A 24,502-nucleotide genomic window follows, 5' to 3' on the forward strand; every position below is an offset into this window, starting at 1 on the left:
GTCGTCGACGGTGATCCGGACTTCCTCGCCGGTGTTCCACACCGTTTTGCCGTCGCCCTCGAACCGGCCCAGCCGGATCTTGGGGCTCCCAGCCCCTGCTGGCCGACCGCCCGCCGGTGCGCGACACCGCCGCCGCCTACATCTGCCGCGGCTCGGTCTGCGACCTCCCAGTCAGCACGGTCGACGACGTGCGAGCCGGGCTGCTCCCGCCACCCTCGGCCTGATAAACGTCCCGGGGCCTGACAAACGTCCCGGGGTCTGACCAACAGTCTCCGGGCCTGACAAATGTCCCGGGGCCTGACAAACGTCTCCGGGCACGCGCCCAGCCGCTGTCGGTCTAGACCCGGCGAGCGGCACGAACGCCCGGGTCGGTCCGCGGCGTCGAACCGGTACGGCCGCCGGCCAGCATCGCGGCGGGCACCGCCACCAGGACCGCGAGGATGTGCACCGCGCGGAACAGCCCGAGTAGCAATGCGATCGGCGTCCAGCCGGTGAGCACCGCACTCGGGTGGTCGGCGGTGAGCATCGCGCGCACCGGTTCGGCGGCGAGGGAGGCCAAGCCGACCGTGCCCAGGCCGACCGCGAGAATGCGTCGCGCCCACCGGCTTCCGAACAGCATGCGAGCGGCGAGCGCGAACACCGCCAGGTAGATGGCGGCCCGAATGGCCAGCGCGGCCGCGACGCCGGACACCGGGGTGCCTGGATCCTCCAAGGCCCGCGCCGCTCGCAGCAGCGTCTCCGCCACCCCGGCGATCAGCGCGACCACCACCGCCCGATACGCGAGCACCGCCCGCTCGGGCCGCTCCCACCCCGCCGCCGACTTCCGCTCGAACGCGCCGATCTCCTCCATGAACCCACTGTCCGTCCCCCGGCCTCGCCCCGAATCACCCTCGAGTACGAGTCTCCGCCGATCCCGTAGTACGCCAGTCGGATTCGAGCGCCGGCCGACCCCTCCCGGCCCGGAGGGCGGCTGGCGGCACGTGCCGCCCGGAACTCGACGGGTGCGGCTGGGCTGCCTCCGCGTCGCCGATCCCCCAGGCCGCCAGTTGGATTCGAGAGCTCGGTCGAGATTCCCGGCCCGGCCGCGGCGTCGGCGGCACCGGCCGTCGGGACTCGACGGGTGCGGCTGGGCTACCTCAGCGCCTCGCTGAGCCGTGTCTCGGTGCGGCACGCGGGGGTGCCGGAGGTGGGGTGTGCGGCCGGGCTTCAGGTCCGCCGCGAGTGCTGCTGGGGATTGGGCTGGTATAGCCGATGCGCATATTCCGTTGCCGGGAGGGACTGGGCGGTCTTACAGTCCGGGGCGTGTTGAAGTCATCTGTTTTGTCGCAGTATCGCCAGGTCCCGCCGAGTTCGCACCCCACGTTCGCGCGGATGGAATGATCAGCGATCGGCGGGTTTCGGGGGTTGGGGTGCGGCCGGTCGGGGGTCGGCCTGCGGGCCGGTGCCGTTGCGGTGGGTCGACGCGGGGGACGCGGGCGCGGGGGACGACGCCACATCGGTCCAGCCCGGAGTGGGTTCCTTGCGGCCGCGGAGGTGGAGAGTGTCGTGCAGGATCCACTGTGTGCGCTCGGCGTCGGAGGCGGCGTCTATGACCGCCTGAGAGGCGAGGATCCGGCGGGGGACCAGTTTGGCCTCGGTGGTGAGGCGGGCGGCCTCGTTGACCGCGTCGCCGATGACGGTGAATTCCAGGCGGGTGTCGGTGCCGACGTCACCGGCGAAGACACAGCCGCGGGCGATGCCGATGCCCACCTCGAGTTCGCCCAGTGCGGCCACCTCGTCGCGAATCCGGCGGGCCGCCTTCAGCGCCGGGGTGGCGTTGTCGTCGAGGGCGATGGGCGCGCCGAAGATGCACAGCGCCGCATCGCCTTCGAACTTGTTGACCAGACCGTGGTTGTCCTCGGTGGCCGCCACCACGATGGTCAGCAGCCGGTTGAGCTTGGCCACGAAGTCGTGCGGGGCGAGTTCGGTGGCCAGCGCCACCGATCCGGTGACATCCACGAACAGGGCGGTCGCCTCCCGCATATCGCCGGTGAGGCTGGGGCTGCCGGACAGCGCCCGCTCGGCCACCTCGTCGCCCACGTGCCGCCCGAAGACGGTCCGCATGCGCTCCCGCTCACTGAGATTGGCGGCCAGCTCGTTGACCGAATGTTCGAGCCGCCCGATCTCGCTGGTGCTGTTGATGGTCACCCGCGCCTCGAGGTCGCCGTGCGCGATCCGGTCGAGCGCGTCGCGCAGGGTGTGCATGGGCGTGGCCACCGCGCGCGCCAGCGCCGCCGTCGCCACCACGCCCGCGGACAGGCCGACGATGGCGAGATAGATGCCGGTCCGGATGCGGTCGTCACTGTCGGTCGACGGATCCGCGAGCACGGTGATCAGCATGAGCAGCGGCACCGCGCCCGCCACCGCGAAGGTCACCAGCACCCGCGCCAGCACGGTATTGCTCCAGTGCGCGGTCTCGTCGAGCACCTCGGCCACCACCGGAATGGTCGGCCGGATCAACCGGTCCACGATCAGATAGGTGAGCGCCGCCGACTCCAGCCCGCCGAGGGTGAACATCGACAGCACCACCGGGAAACTGCGGTCCTCGGTGGCATGGGCGAAGATGGCGGCCGCCACGATCACGCCCGGCAGCCAGATGGCCAGCGCCCGGATGGTGATCGCGAGCGGCAGCCGCAAGAGCCGTCGCGCCTCGTGCTCGGTGGGCGGCCGGTGCTGATCCAGCCAGCCGAAGTAGTGCCGCCGGTCGCGCACCGCGAGCACGATGCCCGCGAGCGCGCCGATGGCGGGATAGATCGACACCCCGATGAAGGTGGAGATCCAATTCGAACCGAGCCGGCTCAGGAAGCCGCTCAGGAACAGTTCGGTGGTGATCACGGCGAGGCCGCCGAGGTTGCACGCCATGACGACAGCGGAAAGACCCCCCGGCGCCCGCAGCGCCCACAGGATGAGTCTGCTGGTCACGTCGCAGACTTTAGGGAACTTTCGGCCGAGATTGCACCTTTGTGGGGAATTCCTCGATCAGGTCAGCACGACCAGCCAGACCGCGATGTAGTGGCACAGTGCCGCGACCACCGTTGCGGCGTGGAAGAACTCGTGATGGCCGAAGACTTCCGGCCACGGATCGGGCCAGCGCGCGGCGTACAGGATCCCGCCCACGCTGTAGGCGATGCCGCCCGCGAGCAGCAGCAGCACCGGCGTCCAGCCGACATTGCCGATGAGCGTCCCGGCCACCGGGACGATGGCCCACCCGAGCAACAGATACAGCGGCACCCCGACCCAGCGAGGCGCGGTGGGCCACAGCATCTTCAGTGCCACCCCGGCCAGCGCGCCCGCCCACACGATGGCGAGCAGGACGTTCCCGGCGGTCCCGCGCACCCCCAGCAGCGCGAACGGTGTGTAGCTGCCCGCGATGAACAGGAAGATCATCGAATGGTCGGCCCGCTTCATCCACATGCGGGCGCGCGCGGTCTTCCAGTTCACCCGGTGATAGGTCGCGCTGATCCCGAACACCCCGCACACGGTGATGCCGTAGACCAGCGTCGACCACGCGGCCTTCCCCGACACCGTGCTCGCCACCGACACCAGCACGATCACCGCGATGGCGGCGATACCGACGGCCCAGGCATGGATCCAGCCGCGTAGGCGGGGCTTGATCAGGGTCAGTTCGTCGCGGACGGTTTCGATGAGACCCACCGGTTCGACGGGCTGCACTGCCTCGGCCATAAGTTTCCTCCTCGGTAACCTACGGTACCGTAGGTTAAATGATTCGCGCCCGTCGAGTGGGTGTCGTCACCAAGGGCCTCCCATGTTTCGCGGCTATGTCCCGGTCGCTCCGCCAACCGTTCCGGGAGCGTAGGGTTGCGGCCGTGAAGTTTGTGGGTCAGGTGCGTGGACTCCCATATCGCGTATACGAGGCACGGCTGGCCAGACAGCTGGCGGGCAAGCAGCATCCGCGGCACGTCGCTGTGATGTGTGACGGTAATCGCCGCTGGGCCAGGGAGAACGGGTTCAGCGACATCTCGCACGGCCATCGGGTCGGTGCGCTGAAGATCGCTGAGCTGGTCGGCTGGTGCGGTGAGGCCGGCATCGAGATGGTGACCCTCTACCTGCTCTCCACCGAGAATCTGCGCCGCGATTCCGATGAGCTGGAGACCCTTTTCGAGGTCATCACCGACGTCGTCGACGAACTGTCTGCGCCGGAACAGGATTGGAGTGTCCGCATCGTGGGCGCGCTCGATCAGCTGCCCGCCGAGTTCGCGCGCCGGCTCAGCGAGGCCGCCAAGAGCACCGAGGGCCGCACCGGCGTGCACGTCAACGTGGCCATCGGCTACGGCGGCCGCCAGGAGATCGCCGACGCGGTCCGCTCCCTGGTCCGCCAGGAGATGGACGCGGGCGAGACCGGCGAGGATCTGGTGCAGTCGATCACCGTCGACGCCATCGGCCAGCACCTCTACACCTCCGGCCAGCCCGACCCGGATCTGGTCATCCGCACCTCCGGTGAGCAGCGCTTGTCCGGATTCCTGTTGTGGCAGAGCGCCTATTCGGAGATCTGGTTCACCGAGGCGTACTGGCCGGAGTTCCGGCGCGTGGATTTCCTGCGGGCCCTGCGTGATTACGCGGCCCGGCACCGCCGCTTCGGGGTCTGACCGCCGCTGTCGCGGGTGATCCCGCAACGGTCGGTCAACGGTTCCGTTGCAGTGCAACGGCTTCGGCGTTCGCGGGGCGGTCGCTGCCGTACCGTTTGAGAGTATGAGCGAGCTGCGTGAGGACTCGAGCGGCCTAGCGGAATCCCAGGTCGTCGGCGTGCACTACCTGAGTTATGAGGAATTCGGGCGGAGATTCCTCGAGTACGCCGCCTCGCCGGAGCGGATCGCGGGGGCGTTCGGGAAGCTCACCGGGGAGGCGTTCGACTTCGGGCCGATCGGTGCGGGACCGGGCAAACTGGCCAAACTCTCGGCGACCGTGCGGCTCGGGCAGCCCCGGCTCAATCGTGAAGTGGACGACATCATCTCGTTCGACCTGGTGATCCCGCTCAAGGTCGACCTGCTCATCGACCTCGCGGTGGATCGCTACCCGTTCCGGGTGGACGGCACCATCCACCTGCATCTGACGGTGCGCACCGCCGAACCGCTGCGGGTGCTCATCGAGATCGCCGAACCGCAGCCCAGCAATGTGCGGATCAATGTGGCCAGCGCCACTCGCCGCGGCGAACTGCTGCGCATCATCGCCAGCGTGGATCACGAGATCCGGCGTTTCGTGGCGCGCTACATCGCCACCGAGATCGAGAAGCCGCACATCAAGGCCGCCACCGACATCGATGTGGGCGCGCGCCTGGACGCCGCCTGGACGCTCTGATTCATCGCCTGGACGCTCGGCTCACCGCCATCGCCCCGAGATTCAGAGTTTCCGCAGCCGCAGCCGGTTGATGGTGTGGTCGGAGTCCTTGCGCAGCACCAGCGTCGCGCGCGGCCGGGTCGGCAGGATGTTCTCCACCAGATTCGGCCGGTTGGTGTTGTGCCAGATCTCCTTGGCCTGATTGGTGGCTTCCTGGTCGTTGAAGTTCGCGTAGTGGTGGAAGTGCGAGTTCGGGTCCTGGAAAGCGGTCTTGCGCAGCGACAGGAAGCGCTGCACGTACCACTTCTCGATGTCCTCGATGCGGGCGTCGACGTAGACCGAGAAGTCGAACAGGTCCGACACCATCAGGCGCGGACCGGTCTGCAGCACGTTGAGGCCCTCGACGATGAGGATGTCGGGCTGGCGCACGCAGTGGTGTTCGCCGGGCACGATGTCGTAGGCGATGTGCGAGTACACGGGCGCGCACACCTCGGACGCACCGGATTTCACCTCGGTGACGAAACGCAGCAGCTTGCGCCGATCGTAGGACTCGGGGAAGCCCTTGCGGTGCATGATGCCGCGGCGGGTGAGTTCGGCTGTCGGGTACAGGAATCCGTCGGTGGTGACCAGATCCACCCGCGGATGGTGGTCCCAGCGCGCCAGCAGTGCCTGCAGCACGCGCGCGGTGGTGGACTTGCCGACCGCCACCGAGCCCGCCACGCCGATGACGAACGGCACCTGACGGTCGGGGTGGGTCTCGCCGAGGAAGGTGGCGGTGGCGGCGAACAGCCGCTGGCGGGCCGCGACCTGCAGGTGGATGAGCCGGGCCAGTGGGAGGTAGACCTCGGCGACCTCTTCGAGGTCGATCTGCTCCCCGAGACCGCGCAGGCCGATCAGTTCCTCTTCGGTCAGCACCAGGGGAGTCGCCTTGCGCAGGGTGCGCCACTGCTTGCGGTCGAATTCGACGTAGGGACTGGGCTCGCTCATCCGTGCCATTACTCGTGTCCTTGCATTCGACACTCGTGTCCTTGGATCTGACACTCGCCTCGCGTCGCCAACACTCCACGCATAGCCGAATTGTGCTCGGCTCCAACATCGAGGTGAACACCAGGTGTTGCTACTGGCCGGTAACCAGAGTGGGATGGGCCACATCACAGGTGCCGGGCGTGTCGGGTGAGGCTGCGCGGCACCGGGATCCGGGCCGCTCGAGCGCTGAGAATCACCTAGGGTCGAGCTATGGCAGCGCATCCCCTGGTGACGGAGTACCTGCGGCTCGGATTGGCCTTCGACCGGCTGGAGGAGGGCTTCGTCGACGCCTACACCGGTGACCCGGCCCTGCGCCGCGAGGTCGAGAACGCGCCGAAGCCCGAACCGCGCGAGCTCGCGCACCGGGCCGCGGGACTGCGCAAGGAACTGCCCGACGCGGGCCTGTCCCGGGAGCAGGTCGAATTCCTCGACGTCCACCTGCGCGCGCTGGAATGCTCCGGGCGCAAGTTCGCGGGGGAGGACATCTCCTTCGTCGACGAGGTGAGCGCCTACTTCGACGTGGACATCGCCCCGGGCGACATCGAGGACTATCGCGAGGCGCACCGGCAGCTCGACGAGGTGCTGGCCGGCGCGGGCCCGCTGCTGGATCGCATCTCCGCGCACCGCCGCCAGGACGAGATCCCGCCCGAACGACTGAAGGAATGCGTGGCCGCCTTCTCGGGCGCGCTGCGCGAACTGGTCCGCGACCGCTATCCGCTGCCCGACAACGAGCACGTGGAATACGAAGTGGTGGGCGACAAGCCGTGGTCGGGCTTCAACTACTACCTGGGCGACTACCAGTCCCGGGTGGCCATCAACTCCGATCTCAAGCAGCACCTGTCGCATCTGCCCGCACTGATCGCGCACGAGTCCTACCCCGGCCACCACACCGAGCACTGCCGCAAGGAGGCCGGGCTGGTCGGTGCCGGGCAGGACGAGCAGACGCTGTTCGTGGTGAACACCCCGCAGTGCCTGATGGCGGAGGGGCTGGCCGATCTGGCCCTGAAGTCGATCGTGGGCCCGGGCTGGGGCCGCTGGGCGCAGGAGATCTACGCCGATCTCGGCTTGCGTTTCGATGGTGAACGCGCCGAGCGGATTTCGACCGCGTCGGCGAATCTGCTGAGTGTGCGCCAGGATGCGGCGCTGTTGCTGCACGACCGCAAGCGTGATTCGACCGAGGTCTCGGAGTATCTGCAGCGCTGGAGTCTGGTCACGCCGGAGCGGGCCACGCAGTCGCTGCGCTTCCTGTCCTCACCGCTGTGGCGGGCCTACATCTCCACCTACGTGGAGGGCTATCGACTGCTGGGCGGCTGGCTGGATCGGGCGGACGATGCCGCCGAGCGGTCCGAGCGGTTCCGCCGCCTATTGGACGAACCCCTCACACCCGGCGCCATCCGCCGCATGTGAGGGGTACTCCCCGACTGTCCGGAAGGGTCAGGCACCCCAGGCGTTGCAGGACGCGCCGCCGCTGGACGCGGTGCACAGGGTGCGCAGCAGGGTGAACAGGATGTCGGTCGGGCCACCGGTCGCGATATTGAACAGCATGTGATGAATCCTCGAAATCTAGGTAGGGCCAAGGACACTGACCTATCTGAGTCAGCCGTGCGTCACCTTACCCAGATTTGTTGCTCCGCCATAGCCTGTATCTGTGATTCTGTCCACTCGAAGGACTGTTAACGCCGTTGGCTAAGATGAGAGCACCGCGACTGGCGCACTCGAGGTGGAAGTAACCACCGGGAAGCACCCAAGTCCGGCACCGCGCGCCTGGGTGCCTGGCGATCCCCGAATCCCGATTCGGGGCACCCGGACGACGGAGGTGCGCCAATGCGCGATTCCCAGAACCCACTGACCGACGCCGCGTCGGCGGCCAATACACTCGGCGGCGTGACGACCCAGACGAGCGCCTCTGTGAACAGCCAGTCCCTCGCCGAACTCGACCCCGAGGTCGCGGCCGCGATGGGCGGCGAACTCGCTCGCCAGCGCGACACCCTCGAGATGATCGCCTCGGAGAACTTCGTGCCGCGCGCGGTCCTGCAGGCGCAGGGCAGCGTGCTCACCAACAAGTACGCCGAGGGCTACCCGGGTCGCCGCTACTACGGCGGCTGCGAGAACGTCGACATCGTCGAGGATCTGGCCCGCGCCCGCGTCAAGGAGCTCTTCGGCGCCGAGTTCGCCAACGTCCAGCCGCACTCGGGCGCGCAGGCCAACGCCGCCGTGCTGTCCGCGCTGATGAACCCGGGCGAGAAGCTGCTCGGCCTGGACCTGGCCCACGGCGGCCACCTCACCCACGGCATGCGCCTGAACTTCTCGGGCAAGCTGTACGAGGTGCACGCCTACGGCGTGTCCAAGGAAGACCACCGCGTCGACATGGACGAGGTCCGCAAGATCGCCCGCGACACCCGTCCGAAGGTGATCGTCGCCGGCTGGTCGGCGTACCCGCGGCACCTGGACTTCGCCGCCTTCCGTGAGATCGCGGACGAGGTCGGCGCCTACCTGTGGGTCGACATGGCGCACTTCGCCGGCCTGGTCGCCGCCGGGCTGCACCCGTCGCCGGTCCCGCACGCCGACGTCGTGTCCTCCACCGTGCACAAGACCCTGGGTGGCCCCCGCTCCGGCCTGATCCTGGCCAAGCAGGAGTTCGCCAAGAAGCTGAACTCCTCGGTCTTCCCGGGCCAGCAGGGCGGCCCGCTCATGCACGCCATCGCCGCCAAGGCCGTGGCCTTCAAGATCGCCGCCGGCGCCGAGTTCGCGGAGCGTCAGGCCCGCACCATCTCCGGCGCCAAGATCCTGGCCGAGCGCCTGACCGCCACCGACGCCAAGGACAAGGGCATCACCGTCCTGACCGGCGGCACCGACGTGCACCTGGTGCTGGTCGACCTGCGCAACTCGCAGCTCGACGGCCAGCAGGGCGAGGACCTCCTGCACGAGATCGGAATCACCGTGAACCGCAACGCGGTTCCGTTCGACCCGCGCCCGCCGATGGTCACCTCCGGCCTGCGCATCGGCACCCCGGCCCTGGCCACCCGCGGCTTCGGCGACGAGCAGTTCACCGAGGTCGCCGAGATCATCGCCGCCGCGCTGACCGGCTCCGCCGACCTGGACTCGCTGCGCCAGCGGGTCTCCACACTGGCCCAGGACTTCCCGCTGTACGACGGCCTCGAGGACTGGCGTCTGCTGGGCTGACAGCGGCCGAACGGTCAAGCGCCCGCCGCGATCTCACGATCGCGGCGGGCGCTCGTCGTCTCAGCAGGTCCAGAACCTGCGCGGGCCGCCGGTGAGCTGGGGAGCGTCGGCGGAAACGGTGGCGATCAACTCCTTGGGATGCGGGTTGACCCAGTTGCGCTCCGTCGAACCGTCGCGGAACACGACCGTGGGCACGGTCTCGTTGCCGTCGGCCACCGAGCGCACGAACGCCGCCGCGTCCGGGTCCTGCCAGATGTCGACCTCGCGGTGCACGATGCCGTGCCTGTTGAGGACCCGGCGCATGCGGGAACAGTAGGGGCAACCCGGCCGCCGGTAGACGATCAGCTCGGCGGTGGCGTCAGCGCTCATCATCGGAGTGTAGGACCCGGGCGGCGGAACGGCCTATGCCGCAGGGGGATTGGATTCGCGGCTCAGGCGTGCTCGGTGGCTCAGGCGTGCTTGGTGAGGTAGTCCAGGTACATCGGACGCAGCACCTCGCCCAGCTTGCCCTCGCCGGCGTGGAAGTAGTCGTCGAGCAGGGCCGCGGTGTTCCAGATGTCGACTTCGCCCTCGCCCTGCTTACCCGCGGCGACCTCGGCGCCGGGGATCGCCTTGAGCAGTTGCCACAGGAATTTCACGTCACCGTGGCGGGCGGCCAGCTTCACGGCGCGGTCGTGCAATTCCTTGGTCGACAGGGTCGCCAGATCCGGAGTTTCGGCCATGGTCTCGACTGTAATGGAGGCCATGACACAGCAACCGCGATACCGGGTCAAGCGCGTCTACGACGACCCCGACACCGCCGACGGCCGCCGTGTTCTGGTGGACCGGCTGTGGCCGCGCGGGATCAGCAAACAGCAAGCGGCCATTGACGAATGGGCCAAAGACGTGACGCCGTCGAACGAACTTCGCAAGTGGTATCACGCCGCGCCGGAGACACGCCGTGCCGAGTTCGAGCGCAAGTATCGAATCGAGCTCGGTGCGGACGCGGCCCGCGAAGGTCTGGCGCACCTCCGGGCCGAGGCTCAGGAAGGGCCGTTGACCCTGGTCACGGCCACGAAAGACCCGGAGCACAGCCATGTTCCCGTACTCCTCGACGAACTGGGCGAAACGCGCAGAGCGGACAGGCGTTAACGCGATCTTCACCAATGCGCCCGATAGTCCAGGAGCCGGATCGCGAATTCGGCGGTAGCGTCGGGGGTGCGGGCCGCGTAGGTGTGGCTCGTACGGGAGGTCCTGATCGTGACTGAGCAACTCAGTGCGAGGGGGCCGGCACCCGGCCCTCGGGTCGTACGACCCCAAGGCTGACCGGCCCAGCGAGAACGCTCGCGCGGTGTCGCGCGAGTGGCAAAGGAGCCCACCGTGACTGATGCACGCTCCGTCAACGCTCCCACCAGGGACGCCGGCTCTGACCAGAGCCCGCGGCCCGCGACACGGGGAGTTCGCGCCTCGCAGTCGTCCGATTCCGGACCGAAAACCTTCGTAGTCGACACGTCGGTGCTGCTGTCCGACCCCTGGGCCCTGATCCGCTTCGGCGAGCACCACGTGGTGCTGCCGCTGGTGGTGATCAGTGAGCTCGAGGCCAAACGCCACCACCACGAACTCGGCTGGTTCGCTCGCGAGGCGCTGCGCATGCTGGACGACATGCGACTGGCGCACGGTCGGCTCGATCAACGGGTGCAGGTCGGCACCCAGGGCGGGACACTCCAGGTGGAGTTGAACCATACCGACCCCGCGGTACTGCCCGTCGGATTCCGCACCGACAGCAACGATTCCCGCATCCTGGCGTGCGCGCTCAACCTGGCCGCCGAGGGGCAGCGAGTCGTGCTGGTGTCCAAGGACATTCCGCTGCGGGTCAAGGCCGGCGCGGTCGGTCTCCGGGCCGACGAGTACCACGCGCAGGACGTCGTCACCTCCGGCTGGACCGGCATGGTGGAGCTCGAGGTGGCCCCGGCCATCGTCGACAAGCTCTACGCCGAGTCGATCATCGATCTGGACGAGGCCCGGGACATGCCGTGCCACACCGGAATCCGGATGGTCGGCACTCGCGGCAGCGCCCTGGCCCGGGTCACGCCGGACAAACGGGTACAGCTGGTGCGCGGCGACCGGGAGGCGTTCGGACTGCACGGTCGCTCGGCCGAACAGCGGATCGCGCTGGATCTGCTGCTGGACGAGACGGTCGGCATCGTCTCGCTCGGCGGGCGGGCCGGTACCGGTAAATCCGCGCTGGCGCTGACGGCCGGACTGGAGGCGGTGCTCGAGCGCCGCACGCATCGGAAGGTGGTGGTGTTCCGCCCGCTCTACGCGGTGGGCGGGCAGGAGCTCGGCTATCTGCCGGGCTCGGAGAGCGACAAGATGGGGCCGTGGGCGCAGGCCGTCTTCGACACCCTGGAGGGGCTGGCCAGCCCCGAGGTGATGGAGGAGGTGCAGGCGCGCGGCATGCTGGAAGTGTTGCCGCTCACCCACATTCGCGGACGCTCGCTGCACGACTCCTTCGTGATCGTGGACGAGGCCCAGTCGCTGGAACGCAATGTGCTGCTCACCGTGTTGAGCCGGTTGGGCAGCGGATCGCGGGTGGTGCTCACCCACGATGTGGCCCAGCGCGACAACCTGCGGGTGGGCCGGCACGACGGCGTGGCCGCGGTGATCGAGAAGCTCAAGGGGCACCCGCTGTTCGCGCACGTCACCCTCACCCGCAGTGAGCGGTCGCCGATCGCGGCGCTGGTCACCGAGATGCTGGAGGAGTTCGGGCCGAATTCCTGACATTCGGTAGGTAGTTCACCCGCCCGGCCGGAGAGCGACGCGCCCTCCGGCCGGGCGATTTCTTGGCAAGCGTTTCAACTCCCCGACCGCAGGGTACTTTTCGCCGAGTTATCGGCCAGATTCGCGGGAGGATGGAACATGCACCACTTCACACGACGGACAGCCGGCATCATCGCGGCAATCGCGGTCGCCGCCACGCTCGGCGCGGGCTGCAGCAAGGACGACACCAAGGATTCGTCCTCGGCGACGAGCACCACCGTGGCCACGGCGCAGACCGGTGAGACCCACGCCGGCGGCGGCGAGAACCACGCCACCGAGACCAAGATCGCGACTCCGGGCGGCGAGATCGCCGTCAGCGGTGCCGTGTTCGAGAAGTACACCCAGATGGGCGGAGCCACCGGCAAGCTCGGCCTGCCGACCGGCGCGGCCACGGAGGTTCCCGGCGGCTGGGTGCAGGAATTCGACGGCGGCGCCATCTACGCCAGCCCCGAGCACGGCGCCCACGTCGTGTGGGGCGAGATCCGCAAGGCCTGGGACGAGCGGGGCGGCGCCACCGGCAAGCTCGGTTACCCGACCAGCGACGAGTACGACATCACCGGCGGCAAGCAGAGCGATTTCAGCGGCGGCAGCATCACCTGGGTCGACAACAAGACCACCGTCACCGAGAAGTAGCGATTCCGCCTCCCCGGGGCTTCGGCACCCCCGCCCAGCGCTGCCGGCGTCACGGCTCGTGGCCCGGCGGCCGGGTGCCGAAGCCGCCGCGGGCAAGCTCGGGGAGGCGCTCCCACCTCGCGGAATCGGTTGTCGCGGCGGCTTCCCGGGCCGTGGTCGGGCCATAGCGAATTCGAATAGCCGCCGAAGATCCCCACGGTTGCCGATCTGCCGCTAGGTTGTTCGCGTGCACAACGTTTTGCCCGATCGGGATTTGCTGGAATCGCTCGCTGCGGAGGTGGAAACCAACCTCACCCGGCATATCGACGCCGCCCCGGAGTGGCAGCCCCACGACTACGTGCCGTGGACCGACGGCCGCAACTTCCAGGCCATGGGCGGAACCGACTGGGACCCGGCGCAATCCGAGCTGAGCGAGGTCGCCAAGACCGCCCTCACGGTGAGCGTGCTGATCGCCGACAACCTGCCCTCCTACCACCGTGAGCTGGGCAAGCACCTGCGCACCGGCCCGTGGTGGCGGTGGGTCGGCCGCTGGACCGCCGAGGAGAACCGGCACGAGATCCTCATCCGCAACTTCCTGATGGTGTCGCGCGCCGTCGACCCGGTCGCGCTCGAGCGCATGCGCATGGCGGCCATGACCGCCAGCTTCAACCGCCCCGGCATGCACCTGCTCGACGTGCTCGCGGTGTCCGCCTTCGAAGAGGCCGCCGCGGCCGTGCGGCACCGCAACACCGCCCGCCTCGCCGACCACATCATGGTCGCGTCCATCGCCGACCGCCTGGCCGCCGACGACGAACTGCAGGCCGTCTTCTTCGGCAACCTGATCTCCGCCGCCCTGGACCTGGCCCCTGACCAGACCTTGCGCGCCATCGCCGACCGGATCGCCGACTTCCACGTGCCGGTCATCGAGCTGGCCGACGGCCGCTCCAGCGACGAGGTGCTCGCCGCGGCCGGGATCTACGACCGCGCCCAGGAGCCGGAGCTGGTGTTCGGCCCGCTGCTCGAGCAGTGGAAGGTGTTCACCCGCACCGACCTCGGCGAAGCCGGGGAGAAGGCGCGCGCCGAACTGGCCCACCTGCGGCCCTGAATCAGCCCACGCGACAGGATCGGTCGCCGCGCCGGGATCGCCGCCGCGACCGAACCGCCTGCCGCGCCCCGGAATCGCCGGGGTACCCAGCCTGACACCGCGCCTCGTGCGCGGTTTCGATGCCGACGCCCGCCGCGAGAATCGTGGCGGGCGTTGTGCTTTCGCGGGGCGGTGCGCCGGTCAGTGCGGGAGTATCGCGCGCACCACGCCGGCCGCCGTGCCGCGCAGGACGTTCTCCCACGAGAAATGGTCGTGCCACACCGTGATGCGGCCATTGCGGAATTCGAAGGTGCCGCACACCCAGAACGCGATCTCGATCGGGCCCATCCGCAGGTAGTCGGTGCGCTCGGTGAGCACCACCCCGTCGTCGGTCGCCGCGATGTGGTGCATGTCGGCCCGGAAGCCGAACCGCGGGTTGTTGAACAGGCCCAGCACCCAGCGCACCCGGTCGATACCGCGCACGTCGGGCAGCGAGGTGTTCTTCCAGACCATGCCCGGATCGGCCAGTTCGAGGGCCTCGGGCACGATGTTCATCTCCAGCGCGGCGAAGAATTCGCGCACGGTGGTGACCGGATCCTGCTTCAGCTCGGGTAGCTCCGCCATCTGCCGAGCGTAAGCCGAATCCGGGCCGCGGCACAGACATTCCCGGCATCTACCGCCGTGTCGCGATCAGCGCCGCCACCCCGTCCAGGATCCGTTCGATGCCGTAGTCGAGGGCATTGTCGCGGCCCGCCTCGGCCGCGCTCTCGGTGCCCGGGACGGACTCGGCGAGCGCCAGCGCCGCGTGCGGGAAGCGGTCGGCCTGGGTCAGGAACACCGCGGTCATCTCCCGCGTCAGTTCGCCCTCGAGGTCCGCGCCCGCGGTCCCGGTCTGCAAGCCCATCCCGCGCACGTGGTTGAGCAGCAGCACGACGGTGTCGAGGCGTTCGGCGTGGGTCAGGCCGCTGCCGTCCAGCACGGCGAGAGCGGTCTCCAGCCAGGCCAGTTCGTTGGGGCCCATCACCCGGACCCCGATCGCCAGTTCATTGAGCCACGGGTGGGCGACGGCGTTGCCGAAGAAGGTTCCGGCCCACTCCCGCAGGTAGGCCCGCCACGCTTCGGGATCGGCGTGGTCGGTGTGGTTCTCCGGCGGCGTGCCCAGGGCGGCGTCCAGCATGAGTGCCGTGAGCTCGGTCTTGCCGGGGACATAGCGGTACAGCGCCATCTTGGCGCAGCCGAGCCGTTCGGCGAGCCGGGCCATGGACAGGTTGGCCAGGCCTTCGGCGCCGGCGAGGTCGACCGCCTCGGCGACGATGCGCTCGAGGGTGAGCGAGGGTTTGGGCCCGCGCCGGGGGCGGTCGGGGGTGCCCCAGAGCAGTTCGCGGGTGGTGGGTGCCGGCATGGTCGCCATCCTTCCGGATTTCTGGGTTGACACCTAACTGCGTCCACCATACTCTATTAATCATCAACAGCGTCCGAGAGACGCAGTTACTGAAGGGGTCACCATCATGCGCAACACCACCGTCCTCGTCTCCGGCGCCAGCGTCGCCGGTCCCGCCCTCGCCTACTGGCTGCACCGCTACGGCTTCCAGGTGACCGTGGTCGAGAAGGCCCCGGCGCTGCGCCCCGGCGGCCAGGCCATCGACTTCACCGGCGAGACCCACATGACCGTGCTCGAGCGCATGGGCGTGCTCGCCGACATCGAACGCCGCCAGACCGGCAAGACCGACATGGTCATGCTCGACGAGTCCGGGCGGCAGCGGGCCCTCATCTCCGGCGACTTCACCGGCGGCGACATCGAGATCCTGCGCGGCGACCTGGCCCAGGTCATGTACCAGCGGACCGCGGACAGCTGCGAATACCTGTTCGGCGACACCGTCACCGCGCTCACCGAGACCGCCGACGGCGTGCACGTCGAGTTCGCGCACGCTCCCGCCCGGCGCTTCGACCTCGTCTTCGGTTGCGACGGAATCCATTCGCGGGTACGGAAACTGGCCTTCGGAGCCGAATCCGAATTCGTCGCCTATCGGGGCTACTACTACGCGCTCGCGGGCGCGTCGCAGTGGGAGGACGCCGACGGCTCACGCGAGCGGGCGGTGTCGCACGGCTGGACCGCGCCGGGACGGCTCGCGGTGAACGGCGGGGCGAAGGCGGCGCAGCTGTACATGTTCGCCGCACCCGAACTCGACTACTCGCGAGACGATGTCGACGAGCAGCGCCGGATCGTCGCCGAGCGATTCGCGGGCATGGGCGGGGACGTGCCCGCCATGCTGGCCGAACTCCCGCACCTGGACGGGTTCTACCTGGACTCGCTGAGCAAGGTGACGATGAAGAACTTCGTGTCCGGACGCGTCGCCCTGGTCGGCGACGCCGGGTACGGCAACACCCTCGCCGGATTCGGCACCGGGCTCGCCGTCGTCGGCGCGTATGTCCTGGCCGGTGAACTGGCCGTCGCCGACGGCGATCACACCGTCGCCTTCGCCCGCTACCAGGACATCATGCAGCGCTACCTGCGCAAGGCCGACGACGCCCGCCCCGGCCCGTTCCTGGCCCCGAAAACCGCTCTGGGCCTGCGTTTCCGCAATTGGTTCCTGGGATCGTGGGCCTTCGGCATGATGCTGAAGTACGCCGACTCGGCGAAGAACGACATCGAATTGCGGGACTACCCGGCGCTCGTCGCCAACTGAGCGGATGGGCTCAACGCCAGGGCCCGAACAGCCCGTTCGCGTACTCGGTCAGCGCGTTCTGCAGGAACGGCCCGAAACTCACTCGGGCCACACCCAATTCGGCGAAGTACTCCCGCCCGCCCTGGGTCGGGATGCCGATGGAATTGATCGGCAACGGCAGTTCCCCGGTGAGCCGCCGCAACACCTCGGGCTCGTGCCGGCCGACCGGATACAGCACATCGGCTCCGGCGGCAGCGGCGAGACGCAACCGCTCGAGCGCACTGTCGAACCGCTCCTCCGGAGTCCCGGTGTAAAGTCGGCGGCTTGCTGCTCGAGGCTCATGGTTCGATCCTGCCTGACGGTGTCGGTCGGCGAAAGGTGGACTGCGCCACCGGCACCGGTCGCACGCCGGCGCCGGGTGGCACGGGATCAGTTGCCGTCGACCTTGGCCATCGAGAGCACGTTCAGGCGGCGGTCGAGTTCCTCGAGGGAGAGGTTGTCGCCGATCAGGCCGCGGTCGATGACCGTTTGCCTGATCGTCTTGTGCTCCTTCAGGGCTTGCTTGGCGACGGCGGCGGCTTCCTCGTAGCCGATGGCGGAGTTCAGCGGGGTCACGATGGAGGGGGAGGATTCCGCGAGATGCCGGAGGCGATCGACATCGGCGACCAGGCCGGAGACGCACTTGTCGGCGAACAGGCGGGACACGTTGGCCAGCAGGCGGATCGACTCGAGGACATTGCGGGCCATCACGGGGATGTAGACGTTCAGTTCGAACGCGCCGTTGCCGCCGCCCCAGGCGATGGCGGCGTCGTTGCCGATGACCTGGGCCGCCACCTGCGTAACCGCTTCGGGCAGCACCGGATTCACCTTGCCGGGCATGATCGAGGAGCCGGGCTGCAGGTCCGGCAGCTGGAGTTCCGCGAGGCCGGTGAGCGGTCCCGAACCCATCCAGCGAATGTCGTTGGCGATCTTGGTGAGGCTGATCGCGACCGTCCGCAGGGCGCCCGACAGTTCCACCAGAGCGTCGCGGGCGGCTTGGGCCTCGAAGTGGTCGCGGGCCTCGGACAGGTGGTCGAGGTCGGTCGCCTTCGTCAGTTCCGCAACGACTTTCGCGCCGAAACCGGCGGGCGCGTTGAGGCCGGTGCCGACCGCGGTGCCGCCGATGGCCAGCTCACCGACCCGGGGCAGGGTGGCGAGCAGGCGTTCGATGCCCGCGCTCACCTGCCGGGTGTAGCCGCCGAACTCCTGGCCCAGGGTCACCGGGACCGCGTCCATCAGGTGGGTGCGGCCGGACTTGACCACCGACTTCCACTCCCGCGACTTGTCCTGCAGAGCCAGCCGCAGATGGTCCAGGGCCGGAACCAGCTCCTTGACCACCGCCTCGGTGGCCGCGAGATGCGTTGCGGTGGGGAAGGTGTCGTTGGAGGACTGCGACATGTTGACGTCGTCGTTGGGGTGCACGGTGACGCCGTCGCGGGCCGCGATGCTCGCGATCACCTCGTTGGCGTTCATATTGGAACTGGTGCCCGACCCGGTCTGGAACACGTCGATCGGGAACTGGTCGTCGTGGCGGCCCTCGGCGATCTCGTTCGCGGCGGCGATGATGGCGTCGGCCTTGGCCTTGTCCAGCAGGCCCAGATCGCGGTTCACCGCGGCACAGGCCGCCTTCAGCAGGCCGAGCGCGCGAATCTGCGCACGCTCCAGGCCACGTCCGCTGATCGGGAAGTTCTCCACCGCGCGCTGCGTCTGCGCGCGCCACAGGGCGTCGACGGGCACACGAACCTCACCCATCGTGTCGTGCTCGATCCGGTACTCGGTCATGTATTCGACCCTAGGCCGGTGCCGCCCGTCGTGGGGGTGCCACGCCTGAGGGAATCGGCACACGCCGCCAGGGAATAGCCCGCGACCAGGGCGGAAACGAAGAGCCGCCCCGGTGGACGGATCCACCGGGGCGGCAATCTGTTTCGCGATACCGATCAGGGCAGCGGCGGGGTGGCGTGCTCGTCGCCCACGAAGTCCACCGACGCGTACTCGCGCAGCTTGGTCAGGCGGTGGAAGCCGTCGATCATGCGGATGGTGCCGGACTTGGCGCGCATCACGATGGACTGGGTGTAGGCGCCGCCACCGTAGTAGCGCACGCCCTTGAGCAGGTCACCATCGGTGACGCCGGTGGCGCTGAAGAACACGTCGTCGCCGGAGACCAGGTCGGTGGTGTTCAGGATGCGGTCCAGGTCGTGGCCGGCGTCGATGGCCTTCTGGCGCTCGGCGTCGTCCTTCGGGGCCAGCTTGGCCTGCAGCGCGCCGCCCATGCAGCGCATGGCGGCCGCGGCGATGATGCCCTCGGGGGTGCCGCCGATGCCGATCAGCATGTCCACGCCCGACTCGGGGCGGGCGGTGGCGATCGCGCCGGCCACGTCACCGTCGGAGATGAGGCGGATGCGGGCGCCCGCCTCGCGCACGGCCTTCATGTGCTCGGCGTGACGGGGACGGTCCAGGATGCAGACGGTGAGGTCGGAGACCGAGGAGTTCTTGGCCTTGGCGACCCGGCGCAGGTTCTCCGCGATCGGCGCGCCCAGGTCGATGACATCGGCGGCGTCGGGGCCGACGGCGATCTTCTCCATGTAGAACACGGCCGACGGGTCGAACATGGCGCCGCGCTCGGCGACCGCCAGCACGGAGATGGCGCCGGGGGAGCCCTTCGACATCAGGGTGGTGCCGTCGATCGGGTCGACCGCGAAGTCCAGTTCGGCGCCGGTGCCGTCGCCGACCAGCTCGCCGTTGTACAGCATGGGCGCTTCGTCCTTCTCGCCCTCACCGATCACCACGATGCCGCGCATGGAGACGGTCGCGACCAGCTGACGCATGGCGTCCACGGCCGCGCCGTCGCCGCCTTCCTTGTCACCCCGGCCGACCCAGCGGCCCGCGGCCATGGCGCCGGCCTCGGTGACCCGGACCAACTCGAGTGCGAGGTTGCGGTCCGGTGCCTCGCGGCGGCTGGATGCGGTCATGAGAGGAGCCTCCTTGTTGTCAACTGCTGCGTAAATTGTCGCATTGCGGTTTTGGGCTCCACGCAAGTACTGACGTTTCACTTTCGTGCTGGTCGTGGACCTTTACGGGAAGCGCCGGACCGGAACGGCTTCGTTGACGGCGCCACCAGGATTCGTTGACGGCGCCACCAGGATTCGTTGACGGCACTGTGAGCCGGGTCGCATCCGGGGCCCGTGGATACTTGGGGCGTGTCGTACCAAAAGCCGCGCAGCCAGAACGACTACAAGGACCTCATCTGGTCCTTGCTCCCGCTGGTGCTGATCTGTCTGGTCATCGCGGGCATCGCGAGCCAGTGCTCCTTCTCGGCGAAGGGTCCGACACCGGGCCAGATTCCGAACTTCGACGTCAAGGCTGCCCTCACCGACGACGCCAAGCACCTGCCGTTCCCGATCCGGATGCCGGTCCTGCCCGACAGCGGACCGGACAAGTGGACCCCCAACTCGGGCAGCCACGACACCATCACCGGCACTGGCGGCGGCGAGCTCAGCACGGTCGGCTTCATCAGCCCCGAGGGCACCTACATGCAGCTGACGCAGTCCAACGCCAGCGTGGAAGCCCTCGCCAAGAAGTACGCGCCCGTGAAGGTCGCGACGAGCAGCGAGCAGCGCGGCGACCACAAGTGGAGCGTCTTCGCCGAACCCGGCTCCGAACCCGCCTGGATCTCCGACTTCGGCGACGTCCGGATCCTGATCAAGGGCGCGGGCAACGGGGCGGCGTTCAACACGCTGTCGACCGCGCTGGGCCAGGCCCAGCCGCTGCCGCGCAGCTGAGCCCGGCGACGGCCGGCCCGCTGCCCGGGCCGTTCACACGGGCGCGTCCGCTCCCGTGCAGGTCCTGCTATTCCGCCGACGTGCGGTGCGCGAGGGCGTCCTCCACGCGCTGGCGCGCCCCCGCGAGGTGCTGCTCGCAGCGGGTGGCCAGGGCCTCGCCGCGCTCCCACAGCGCCAGCGACTCGTCCAGATCCATACCGCCCTGCTCGAGCATCTTGACCACGTTCACCAACTCGTCGCGGGCGCGCTCGTAGCCGAAGCCCGCGATCTCGCTGCGGTCGTCGTCGGACATGGCGGTGCGGTCGGTCATTCGGAGTCCTTCCGGGTCGGGCGGGGAGCCAGGGATTGGGAGCCGAGGGCCGCGGCGGAGATCGCGCCGTCGGCCACCCGGATCCGGAGCTGGGTGCCGGGCGGCGAGTCCTCGATGGCCCGGACCACCTCGCGGTCCTTGCCGTTCACCCGCTGCACCACCGCGTAACCGCGGGCCAGCGTGGCGGCCGGGCCGACGGCGGCGAGCTTCTCGCGCAGGTGGCGGGTGGTGGTGGATTCGCCCGAGAGCCGATGATCCACCGCGCGCCGGGCGGCGGTGCGCAGGCGCTCCACCTCGTCGTGGCGCTGCTCGAGCAGGCGCAGCGGGTCGGCCAGCACCGGGCGCGAACGCAATTGGGCCAGGGCGCGGGCCTCCCGGTCCACCCAGCCCCGCAAGGCCGCGTTGGCGCGCGACCGAAGCTCCCGCAGCAGCGCGGTTTCCGCGGCCGCGTCGGGCACGATTCGCTTGGCGGCGTCGGTGGGGGTGGCGGCACGCAGGTCCGCCACATAGTCCGAGATCGGATTGTCCGGTTCGTGGCCGATGGCGCTGACGATCGGGGTCCTCGCGGAAACGATGGCGCGGCACAGGGTCTCGTCGGAGAACGGCAGCAGATCCTCCACGCTGCCGCCGCCGCGCGCCAGCACGATGACATCCACCTCGGGATTCGCGTCCAGAGCGGCGATCGCCTCCAGGATCTGCGGCACCGCGGTCGGGCCCTGCACGGCGGTATTGCGGATCTCGAAACGCACCGCGGGCCAGCGTTGCGTCGCCACCGTCACCACATCGTGCTCGGCGGCGCTGGCGCGGCCGGTGATCAGGCCGATCCGATTGGGCAGGAACGGGATCGGACGCTTGAGCCGCGGATCGAACAGGCCCTCCGCCGCCAGCAGCGCCTTCAACCGCTCGATGCGGGCCAGCAGCTCGCCGATGCCGACCGGGCGAATCTCGGTGACCCGCAACGACACCGTGCCACGGCCGGTGAAGAACGACAGCTTGCCGTACACGACGACCCGGCTGCCCTCCTGCAACGGCACCGCGGAACCGCGCAGCAGCTCCGGGTCACAGGTCACCGACAGCGACATGTCCGCGGCCGTATCCCGCAGCACCAGAAACGCGGTGCGGGTGCCGGGGCGCACGTTCATCTGGGTGATCTGACCCTCCACCCACACCGCGCCCAGCCGGTCGATCCACTGCGCCACTTTCACGGCGATGGTCCGCACCGGCATCGGGTTCTCGGCCGTCGAGCTCGGCGGCTTCGCGGCGCTCGGCGTCGTATCGGTGCTCACAATTCCGCCTCTCCGAGTCTTCAGCGGGCGGCACAGAGCCGTAGCCGGTTTCGCACCCGTGCCGGCGGCTGGGTGCCGAACCGATTTTGGGCGTACCCGGGAAGTTACCCCGGTCGGCGCGAGACCAGTCGTCGCGTTGACACACGCCTCGGAACGCCGGTCGTCTCCGAGCGCCGGTCGATGGGCTCAGCCCCGGTCGACCGGCGCTCGGACGAACGGTGTGAACTCTACTGGGCGGTCACCGTCGCGATGCGGTTGGTCAGCATCGTGACGAAGGGGGCGCGGTCGCGGGTCTGCTTCTCGTAGTCGAGCAGGGTGGCCAGCTCGTCCACCGAGAGCTGGCGCAGCCGGGCGCGCAGCTGGGCGATGGTCATGTCCGCGTAGGCGAAGCGGGTCGCGACTTCCGGCTCGGTGACGGAGGTCTCGGGTTCGGCGGGGGCTTCGGGCTCGGCCGGGTCGTCCTCGGCGTCGGGGACGATTTCCAGTCTGACCGGAGCGCTGCCGTTGTGGCCGTTGGTGGCGGCCTTGGAAGCCGTTGCGGGCGCGCCCGATTCGGTGATCTCCGGTTCGGCAGCCTCCTGCGCGGCCGATTCGGTGGTCACCGGGGCGGGATCGGGCTCGGTGAAGAGGTCGAAACGGCTTCGATACGCCGATTCGGTGCCGAAGCTGGGAGTTTGCTCGTCGTCTTCGTCCTCGTCGAAGGTGGCCCAGGCGGGCTGCTCCTCGGACTGGGTGAGCAGACGGTCGAAAACGGCGTCGCCCTTGAGAGCGAGGCTGGTCACGAACTGCTGGAGGTGCATGGTGGTCTGCAGCATCTGGCTGATCGCGGTGATCGGGAAGTTGATCGCGGTCGTCGGTAGCCGACGAGTTTCCTCGAGGGCATAGACGGCGGCCCCGGCGGCGACCCGGGCCAGGAACGGAGGTCGGAACATGCCCCTAGCCTGCCCGAAACGCCGTGTGATGCAAAGGTGAGAAGCCACGAAAAGTGATTGTGACCCCAACCTCCGCGCGAATGCGCACCGGGCCGCACACGTATTCTGTGGGGCATGTCCTCGGGTATCCCTTTGAACGTCGGAATCGTCCGGTCCGCGGCGGGTGATGCCGGCGCGCCGCTGAGTCCTTCGCACAAGCGCGTACTGCTCGCCGAACCGCGCGGTTATTGCGCCGGTGTGGACCGGGCGGTCGAAACTGTGGAGAAGGCGCTCGAAAAGCACGGCGCCCCCCTCTATGTCCGCAAAGAAATCGTGCACAACCGGCACGTGGTGGAAACGCTGCGGGACCGCGGTGTGATCTTCGTCGACGACACCGAGGAGGTGCCGGAGGGCGCGCTCGTGGTGTTCTCCGCGCACGGCGTCTCCCCGGCCGTCCACGAATCCGCGGCCGCGCGCAACCTGCACACCATCGACGCCACCTGCCCGCTGGTCACCAAGGTGCACCAGGAGGCCAAGCGCTTCGCCCGCGACGACTTCGACATCCTGCTCATCGGCCACGAGGGCCACGAGGAGGTCGAGGGCACCGCCGGTGAGGCGCCCGAGCACGTACAGCTGGTCGACGGCCCGGACGCCGTCGACGCCGTCACCGTGCGCGACGAGAACAAGGTGATCTGGCTCTCCCAGACCACGCTCTCGGTCGACGAGACCATGGAGACCGTCAACCGGCTGCGGCAGAAGTTCCCCAAGCTGCAGGATCCGCCCAGCGACGACATCTGCTACGCCACCTCCAACCGCCAGACCGCGGTGAAGGCGATGGCGCCGGAATGCGATCTGGTGATCGTGGTCGGCTCCCGCAATTCGTCGAACTCGGTGCGGCTGGTGGAGGTCGCGCTCAGCGCGGGCGCTCGCGCCGCGCACCTGGTGGACTACGCCCGCGAGGTGGATACCGCCTGGCTGGAGGGCATCGGCACGGTCGGCGTCACCTCGGGCGCCTCGGTTCCGGAGATCCTCGTGGAGGGTGTGCTGGAGCTGCTGGCCGAGCACGGTTTCGGTGAGGTGGTGCCGGTCACCACCGCCAACGAGACGCTGGTCTTCTCGTTGCCGCGCGAACTGCGCGCCGCGCGCGGGTAATCCCGCGGCCGGGTTATTCGGCTCCGAAAAAACATTCGCGCCTGCCACATTCGTTGTGGCGGGCGCGAATTGCTATCCGGATGATCGTATTTCGTCCCGAATTTCGTGATTGCCGGAAATCTACGGTGAGCGTCGCTCGGGTGTCGCGGTCAGCGTTCGATGCGACCGGAATCGCGTTCGCGATAGCGCACATTCGGACGCGGATGCGGGGGCACCTCGCCCGGCTATCAGGACCGTGCTGCACCCCGTCGCCGACCTGGCGACCGCCAAGACCGTGTACACCGCGCTGCTGGGCTTGGAGCCGCAGACCGACTCCCCCTA

The 24,502-nt window shown here is 68.9% G+C and carries 24 protein-coding genes, 2 pseudogenes and 1 riboswitch; of the genes and pseudogenes, 12 read left to right on the forward strand and 14 right to left on the reverse strand.

What is annotated here, in order from left to right:
- Nucleotides 1-337 precede the first annotated feature (337 nt).
- The 3 genes from ACWELJ_RS24550 to trhA form a co-directional block, all read right to left on the reverse strand.
- The gene (locus ACWELJ_RS24550; protein WP_452368477.1) at nucleotides 338-850 is read right to left on the reverse strand and encodes a hypothetical protein; all 513 of its coding nucleotides are present in this window, start codon (nucleotides 848-850) and stop codon (nucleotides 338-340) included.
- Nucleotides 851-1,380: 530 nt separating this feature from the next.
- Nucleotides 1,381-2,961 carry an adenylate/guanylate cyclase domain-containing protein gene (locus ACWELJ_RS24555; protein WP_452368478.1) on the reverse strand — a complete coding sequence of 527 codons (1,581 nt, stop codon included), beginning with the start codon at nucleotides 2,959-2,961 and terminating at the stop codon, nucleotides 1,381-1,383.
- 57 nt (nucleotides 2,962-3,018) lie between these two features.
- Nucleotides 3,019-3,723: a PAQR family membrane homeostasis protein TrhA gene (gene trhA / locus ACWELJ_RS24560; RefSeq protein ID WP_452368479.1), complete on the reverse strand. Its 705-nt coding sequence runs from the start codon at nucleotides 3,721-3,723 to the stop codon at nucleotides 3,019-3,021.
- A gap of 95 nt (nucleotides 3,724-3,818) precedes the next feature.
- Here trhA and ACWELJ_RS24565 point away from each other — a divergent pair, with 95 nt between their 5' ends.
- The gene (locus tag ACWELJ_RS24565; RefSeq protein ID WP_452368480.1) at nucleotides 3,819-4,646 is read left to right on the forward strand and encodes an isoprenyl transferase; all 828 of its coding nucleotides are present in this window, start codon (nucleotides 3,819-3,821) and stop codon (nucleotides 4,644-4,646) included.
- A gap of 103 nt (nucleotides 4,647-4,749) precedes the next feature.
- Entirely contained in the window at nucleotides 4,750-5,355 is a 606-nt protein-coding gene (locus tag ACWELJ_RS24570) for a hypothetical protein (protein ID WP_452368481.1), read from the forward strand.
- 42 nt (nucleotides 5,356-5,397) lie between these two features.
- On the opposite strand, the gene coaA is transcribed toward ACWELJ_RS24570, so the two are convergent.
- Nucleotides 5,398-6,330 carry a type I pantothenate kinase gene (gene coaA, locus ACWELJ_RS24575; protein ID WP_452368482.1) on the reverse strand — a complete coding sequence of 311 codons (933 nt, stop codon included), beginning with the start codon at nucleotides 6,328-6,330 and terminating at the stop codon, nucleotides 5,398-5,400.
- 240 nt (nucleotides 6,331-6,570) lie between these two features.
- On the opposite strand from coaA, the gene ACWELJ_RS24580 reads away from it, so the two are divergent.
- Nucleotides 6,571-7,767: a DUF885 domain-containing protein gene (locus ACWELJ_RS24580; RefSeq protein WP_452368483.1), complete on the forward strand. Its 1,197-nt coding sequence runs from the start codon at nucleotides 6,571-6,573 to the stop codon at nucleotides 7,765-7,767.
- Between the two features lie 285 nt (nucleotides 7,768-8,052).
- A riboswitch (ZMP/ZTP riboswitch) is annotated at nucleotides 8,053-8,137 on the forward strand.
- Between the two features lie 68 nt (nucleotides 8,138-8,205).
- Nucleotides 8,206-9,543: a serine hydroxymethyltransferase gene (gene glyA / locus ACWELJ_RS24585; RefSeq protein WP_452368499.1), complete on the forward strand. Its 1,338-nt coding sequence runs from the start codon at nucleotides 8,206-8,208 to the stop codon at nucleotides 9,541-9,543.
- A gap of 60 nt (nucleotides 9,544-9,603) precedes the next feature.
- Here the strand turns inward: glyA and ACWELJ_RS24590 are convergent, their stop codons facing one another.
- Entirely contained in the window at nucleotides 9,604-9,912 is a 309-nt protein-coding gene (locus tag ACWELJ_RS24590) for a glutaredoxin domain-containing protein (protein ID WP_452368484.1), read from the reverse strand.
- An 80-nt stretch (nucleotides 9,913-9,992) separates the two neighbouring features.
- The gene (locus ACWELJ_RS24595) at nucleotides 9,993-10,265 is read right to left on the reverse strand and encodes a hypothetical protein (RefSeq protein WP_452368485.1); all 273 of its coding nucleotides are present in this window, start codon (nucleotides 10,263-10,265) and stop codon (nucleotides 9,993-9,995) included.
- A 22-nt stretch (nucleotides 10,266-10,287) separates the two neighbouring features.
- Here ACWELJ_RS24595 and ACWELJ_RS24600 point away from each other — a divergent pair, with 22 nt between their 5' ends.
- The 4 genes from ACWELJ_RS24600 (at nucleotide 10,288) to ACWELJ_RS24615 (ending at nucleotide 14,059) form a co-directional block, all read left to right on the forward strand.
- Nucleotides 10,288-10,674, forward strand: coding sequence for a DUF488 domain-containing protein (locus ACWELJ_RS24600; RefSeq protein WP_452368486.1), 387 nt, complete (start codon nucleotides 10,288-10,290; stop codon nucleotides 10,672-10,674).
- A 228-nt stretch (nucleotides 10,675-10,902) separates the two neighbouring features.
- The gene (locus tag ACWELJ_RS24605) at nucleotides 10,903-12,303 is read left to right on the forward strand and encodes a PhoH family protein (protein WP_452368487.1); all 1,401 of its coding nucleotides are present in this window, start codon (nucleotides 10,903-10,905) and stop codon (nucleotides 12,301-12,303) included.
- Nucleotides 12,304-12,441: 138 nt separating this feature from the next.
- Nucleotides 12,442-12,975 carry an LGFP repeat-containing protein gene (locus ACWELJ_RS24610; RefSeq protein WP_452368488.1) on the forward strand — a complete coding sequence of 178 codons (534 nt, stop codon included), beginning with the start codon at nucleotides 12,442-12,444 and terminating at the stop codon, nucleotides 12,973-12,975.
- A gap of 226 nt (nucleotides 12,976-13,201) precedes the next feature.
- A complete protein-coding gene (locus ACWELJ_RS24615) occupies nucleotides 13,202-14,059 on the forward strand; it encodes an acyl-ACP desaturase (protein ID WP_452368489.1) in 858 nt (285 codons plus the stop codon).
- Between the two features lie 180 nt (nucleotides 14,060-14,239).
- On the opposite strand, the gene ACWELJ_RS24620 is transcribed toward ACWELJ_RS24615, so the two are convergent.
- A complete protein-coding gene (locus tag ACWELJ_RS24620; RefSeq protein ID WP_452368490.1) occupies nucleotides 14,240-14,662 on the reverse strand; it encodes a limonene-1,2-epoxide hydrolase family protein in 423 nt (140 codons plus the stop codon).
- A 49-nt stretch (nucleotides 14,663-14,711) separates the two neighbouring features.
- Nucleotides 14,712-15,440 (reverse strand): TetR/AcrR family transcriptional regulator, encoded by a 729-nt coding sequence (locus tag ACWELJ_RS24625; protein ID WP_452368491.1) that lies wholly within the window; start codon nucleotides 15,438-15,440, stop codon nucleotides 14,712-14,714.
- A 106-nt stretch (nucleotides 15,441-15,546) separates the two neighbouring features.
- Here ACWELJ_RS24625 and ACWELJ_RS24630 point away from each other — a divergent pair, with 106 nt between their 5' ends.
- Complete coding sequence (locus tag ACWELJ_RS24630; protein ID WP_452368492.1) at nucleotides 15,547-16,725, forward strand: FAD-dependent monooxygenase; 1,179 nt, start codon at nucleotides 15,547-15,549, stop codon at nucleotides 16,723-16,725.
- A gap of 10 nt (nucleotides 16,726-16,735) precedes the next feature.
- On the opposite strand, the pseudogene ACWELJ_RS24635 reads toward ACWELJ_RS24630, so the two are convergent.
- From ACWELJ_RS24635 to glpX, 3 genes and pseudogenes are all read right to left on the reverse strand, one after another.
- Nucleotides 16,736-17,011 (reverse strand): annotated as a pseudogene (locus ACWELJ_RS24635) (isocitrate lyase/phosphoenolpyruvate mutase family protein); the annotation flags it as partial.
- Between the two features lie 122 nt (nucleotides 17,012-17,133).
- Nucleotides 17,134-18,525: a class II fumarate hydratase gene (locus ACWELJ_RS24640; protein WP_452368493.1), complete on the reverse strand. Its 1,392-nt coding sequence runs from the start codon at nucleotides 18,523-18,525 to the stop codon at nucleotides 17,134-17,136.
- Between the two features lie 155 nt (nucleotides 18,526-18,680).
- Nucleotides 18,681-19,712 (reverse strand): class II fructose-bisphosphatase, encoded by a 1,032-nt coding sequence (glpX, locus tag ACWELJ_RS24645; protein WP_452368494.1) that lies wholly within the window; start codon nucleotides 19,710-19,712, stop codon nucleotides 18,681-18,683.
- Nucleotides 19,713-19,940: 228 nt separating this feature from the next.
- On the opposite strand from glpX, the gene ACWELJ_RS24650 reads away from it, so the two are divergent.
- Nucleotides 19,941-20,522, forward strand: coding sequence for a DUF4245 domain-containing protein (locus ACWELJ_RS24650; RefSeq protein ID WP_452368495.1), 582 nt, complete (start codon nucleotides 19,941-19,943; stop codon nucleotides 20,520-20,522).
- Nucleotides 20,523-20,589: 67 nt separating this feature from the next.
- Here ACWELJ_RS24650 and ACWELJ_RS24655 read toward each other — a convergent pair whose 3' ends face one another.
- The 3 genes from ACWELJ_RS24655 to ACWELJ_RS24665 form a co-directional block, all read right to left on the reverse strand.
- Complete coding sequence (locus ACWELJ_RS24655) at nucleotides 20,590-20,832, reverse strand: exodeoxyribonuclease VII small subunit (protein WP_452368496.1); 243 nt, start codon at nucleotides 20,830-20,832, stop codon at nucleotides 20,590-20,592.
- Nucleotides 20,829-22,058, reverse strand: a complete 1,230-nt coding sequence (gene xseA, locus ACWELJ_RS24660) for an exodeoxyribonuclease VII large subunit (protein WP_452368500.1) — start codon at nucleotides 22,056-22,058, stop codon at nucleotides 20,829-20,831. The genes ACWELJ_RS24655 and xseA overlap by 4 nt, the downstream gene beginning before the upstream one ends.
- Before the next feature lie 287 nt (nucleotides 22,059-22,345).
- Nucleotides 22,346-23,050 carry a lipid droplet-associated protein gene (locus tag ACWELJ_RS24665; protein WP_452368497.1) on the reverse strand — a complete coding sequence of 235 codons (705 nt, stop codon included), beginning with the start codon at nucleotides 23,048-23,050 and terminating at the stop codon, nucleotides 22,346-22,348.
- A 114-nt stretch (nucleotides 23,051-23,164) separates the two neighbouring features.
- On the opposite strand from ACWELJ_RS24665, the gene ACWELJ_RS24670 reads away from it, so the two are divergent.
- Together ACWELJ_RS24670 and ACWELJ_RS24675 are read left to right on the forward strand one after the other, a co-directional pair.
- Nucleotides 23,165-24,181: a 4-hydroxy-3-methylbut-2-enyl diphosphate reductase gene (locus ACWELJ_RS24670; RefSeq protein ID WP_452368498.1), complete on the forward strand. Its 1,017-nt coding sequence runs from the start codon at nucleotides 23,165-23,167 to the stop codon at nucleotides 24,179-24,181.
- Between the two features lie 109 nt (nucleotides 24,182-24,290).
- Nucleotides 24,291-24,502, forward strand: a pseudogene (locus ACWELJ_RS24675) (hypothetical protein); the annotation flags it as partial.

The sequence above is a fragment of the Nocardia sp. NPDC004582 genome, assembly GCF_053602115.1.

Coding starts and splice junctions, on each gene's coding strand:
- ACWELJ_RS24595 (WP_452368485.1), bottom strand. CDS start 10,265: ATGGCCGAAACTCCGGATCTGGCGACCCTGTCGACCAAGGAATTGCAC.
- ACWELJ_RS24610 (WP_452368488.1), top strand. CDS start 12,442: ATGCACCACTTCACACGACGGACAGCCGGCATCATCGCGGCAATCGCG.
- ACWELJ_RS24580 (WP_452368483.1), top strand. CDS start 6,571: ATGGCAGCGCATCCCCTGGTGACGGAGTACCTGCGGCTCGGATTGGCC.
- ACWELJ_RS24565 (WP_452368480.1), top strand. CDS start 3,819: ATGTCCCGGTCGCTCCGCCAACCGTTCCGGGAGCGTAGGGTTGCGGCC.
- ACWELJ_RS24665 (WP_452368497.1), bottom strand. CDS start 23,050: ATGTTCCGACCTCCGTTCCTGGCCCGGGTCGCCGCCGGGGCCGCCGTC.
- ACWELJ_RS24590 (WP_452368484.1), bottom strand. CDS start 9,912: ATGAGCGCTGACGCCACCGCCGAGCTGATCGTCTACCGGCGGCCGGGT.
- coaA (WP_452368482.1), bottom strand. CDS start 6,330: ATGGCACGGATGAGCGAGCCCAGTCCCTACGTCGAATTCGACCGCAAG.
- ACWELJ_RS24550 (WP_452368477.1), bottom strand. CDS start 850: ATGGAGGAGATCGGCGCGTTCGAGCGGAAGTCGGCGGCGGGGTGGGAG.
- ACWELJ_RS24620 (WP_452368490.1), bottom strand. CDS start 14,662: ATGGCGGAGCTACCCGAGCTGAAGCAGGATCCGGTCACCACCGTGCGC.
- glpX (WP_452368494.1), bottom strand. CDS start 19,712: ATGACCGCATCCAGCCGCCGCGAGGCACCGGACCGCAACCTCGCACTC.
- ACWELJ_RS24655 (WP_452368496.1), bottom strand. CDS start 20,832: ATGACCGACCGCACCGCCATGTCCGACGACGACCGCAGCGAGATCGCG.
- ACWELJ_RS24570 (WP_452368481.1), top strand. CDS start 4,750: ATGAGCGAGCTGCGTGAGGACTCGAGCGGCCTAGCGGAATCCCAGGTC.
- ACWELJ_RS24630 (WP_452368492.1), top strand. CDS start 15,547: ATGCGCAACACCACCGTCCTCGTCTCCGGCGCCAGCGTCGCCGGTCCC.
- ACWELJ_RS24670 (WP_452368498.1), top strand. CDS start 23,165: ATGTCCTCGGGTATCCCTTTGAACGTCGGAATCGTCCGGTCCGCGGCG.
- ACWELJ_RS24600 (WP_452368486.1), top strand. CDS start 10,288: ATGACACAGCAACCGCGATACCGGGTCAAGCGCGTCTACGACGACCCC.
- ACWELJ_RS24640 (WP_452368493.1), bottom strand. CDS start 18,525: ATGACCGAGTACCGGATCGAGCACGACACGATGGGTGAGGTTCGTGTG.
- ACWELJ_RS24625 (WP_452368491.1), bottom strand. CDS start 15,440: ATGCCGGCACCCACCACCCGCGAACTGCTCTGGGGCACCCCCGACCGC.
- trhA (WP_452368479.1), bottom strand. CDS start 3,723: ATGGCCGAGGCAGTGCAGCCCGTCGAACCGGTGGGTCTCATCGAAACC.
- xseA (WP_452368500.1), bottom strand. CDS start 22,058: ATGCCGGTGCGGACCATCGCCGTGAAAGTGGCGCAGTGGATCGACCGG.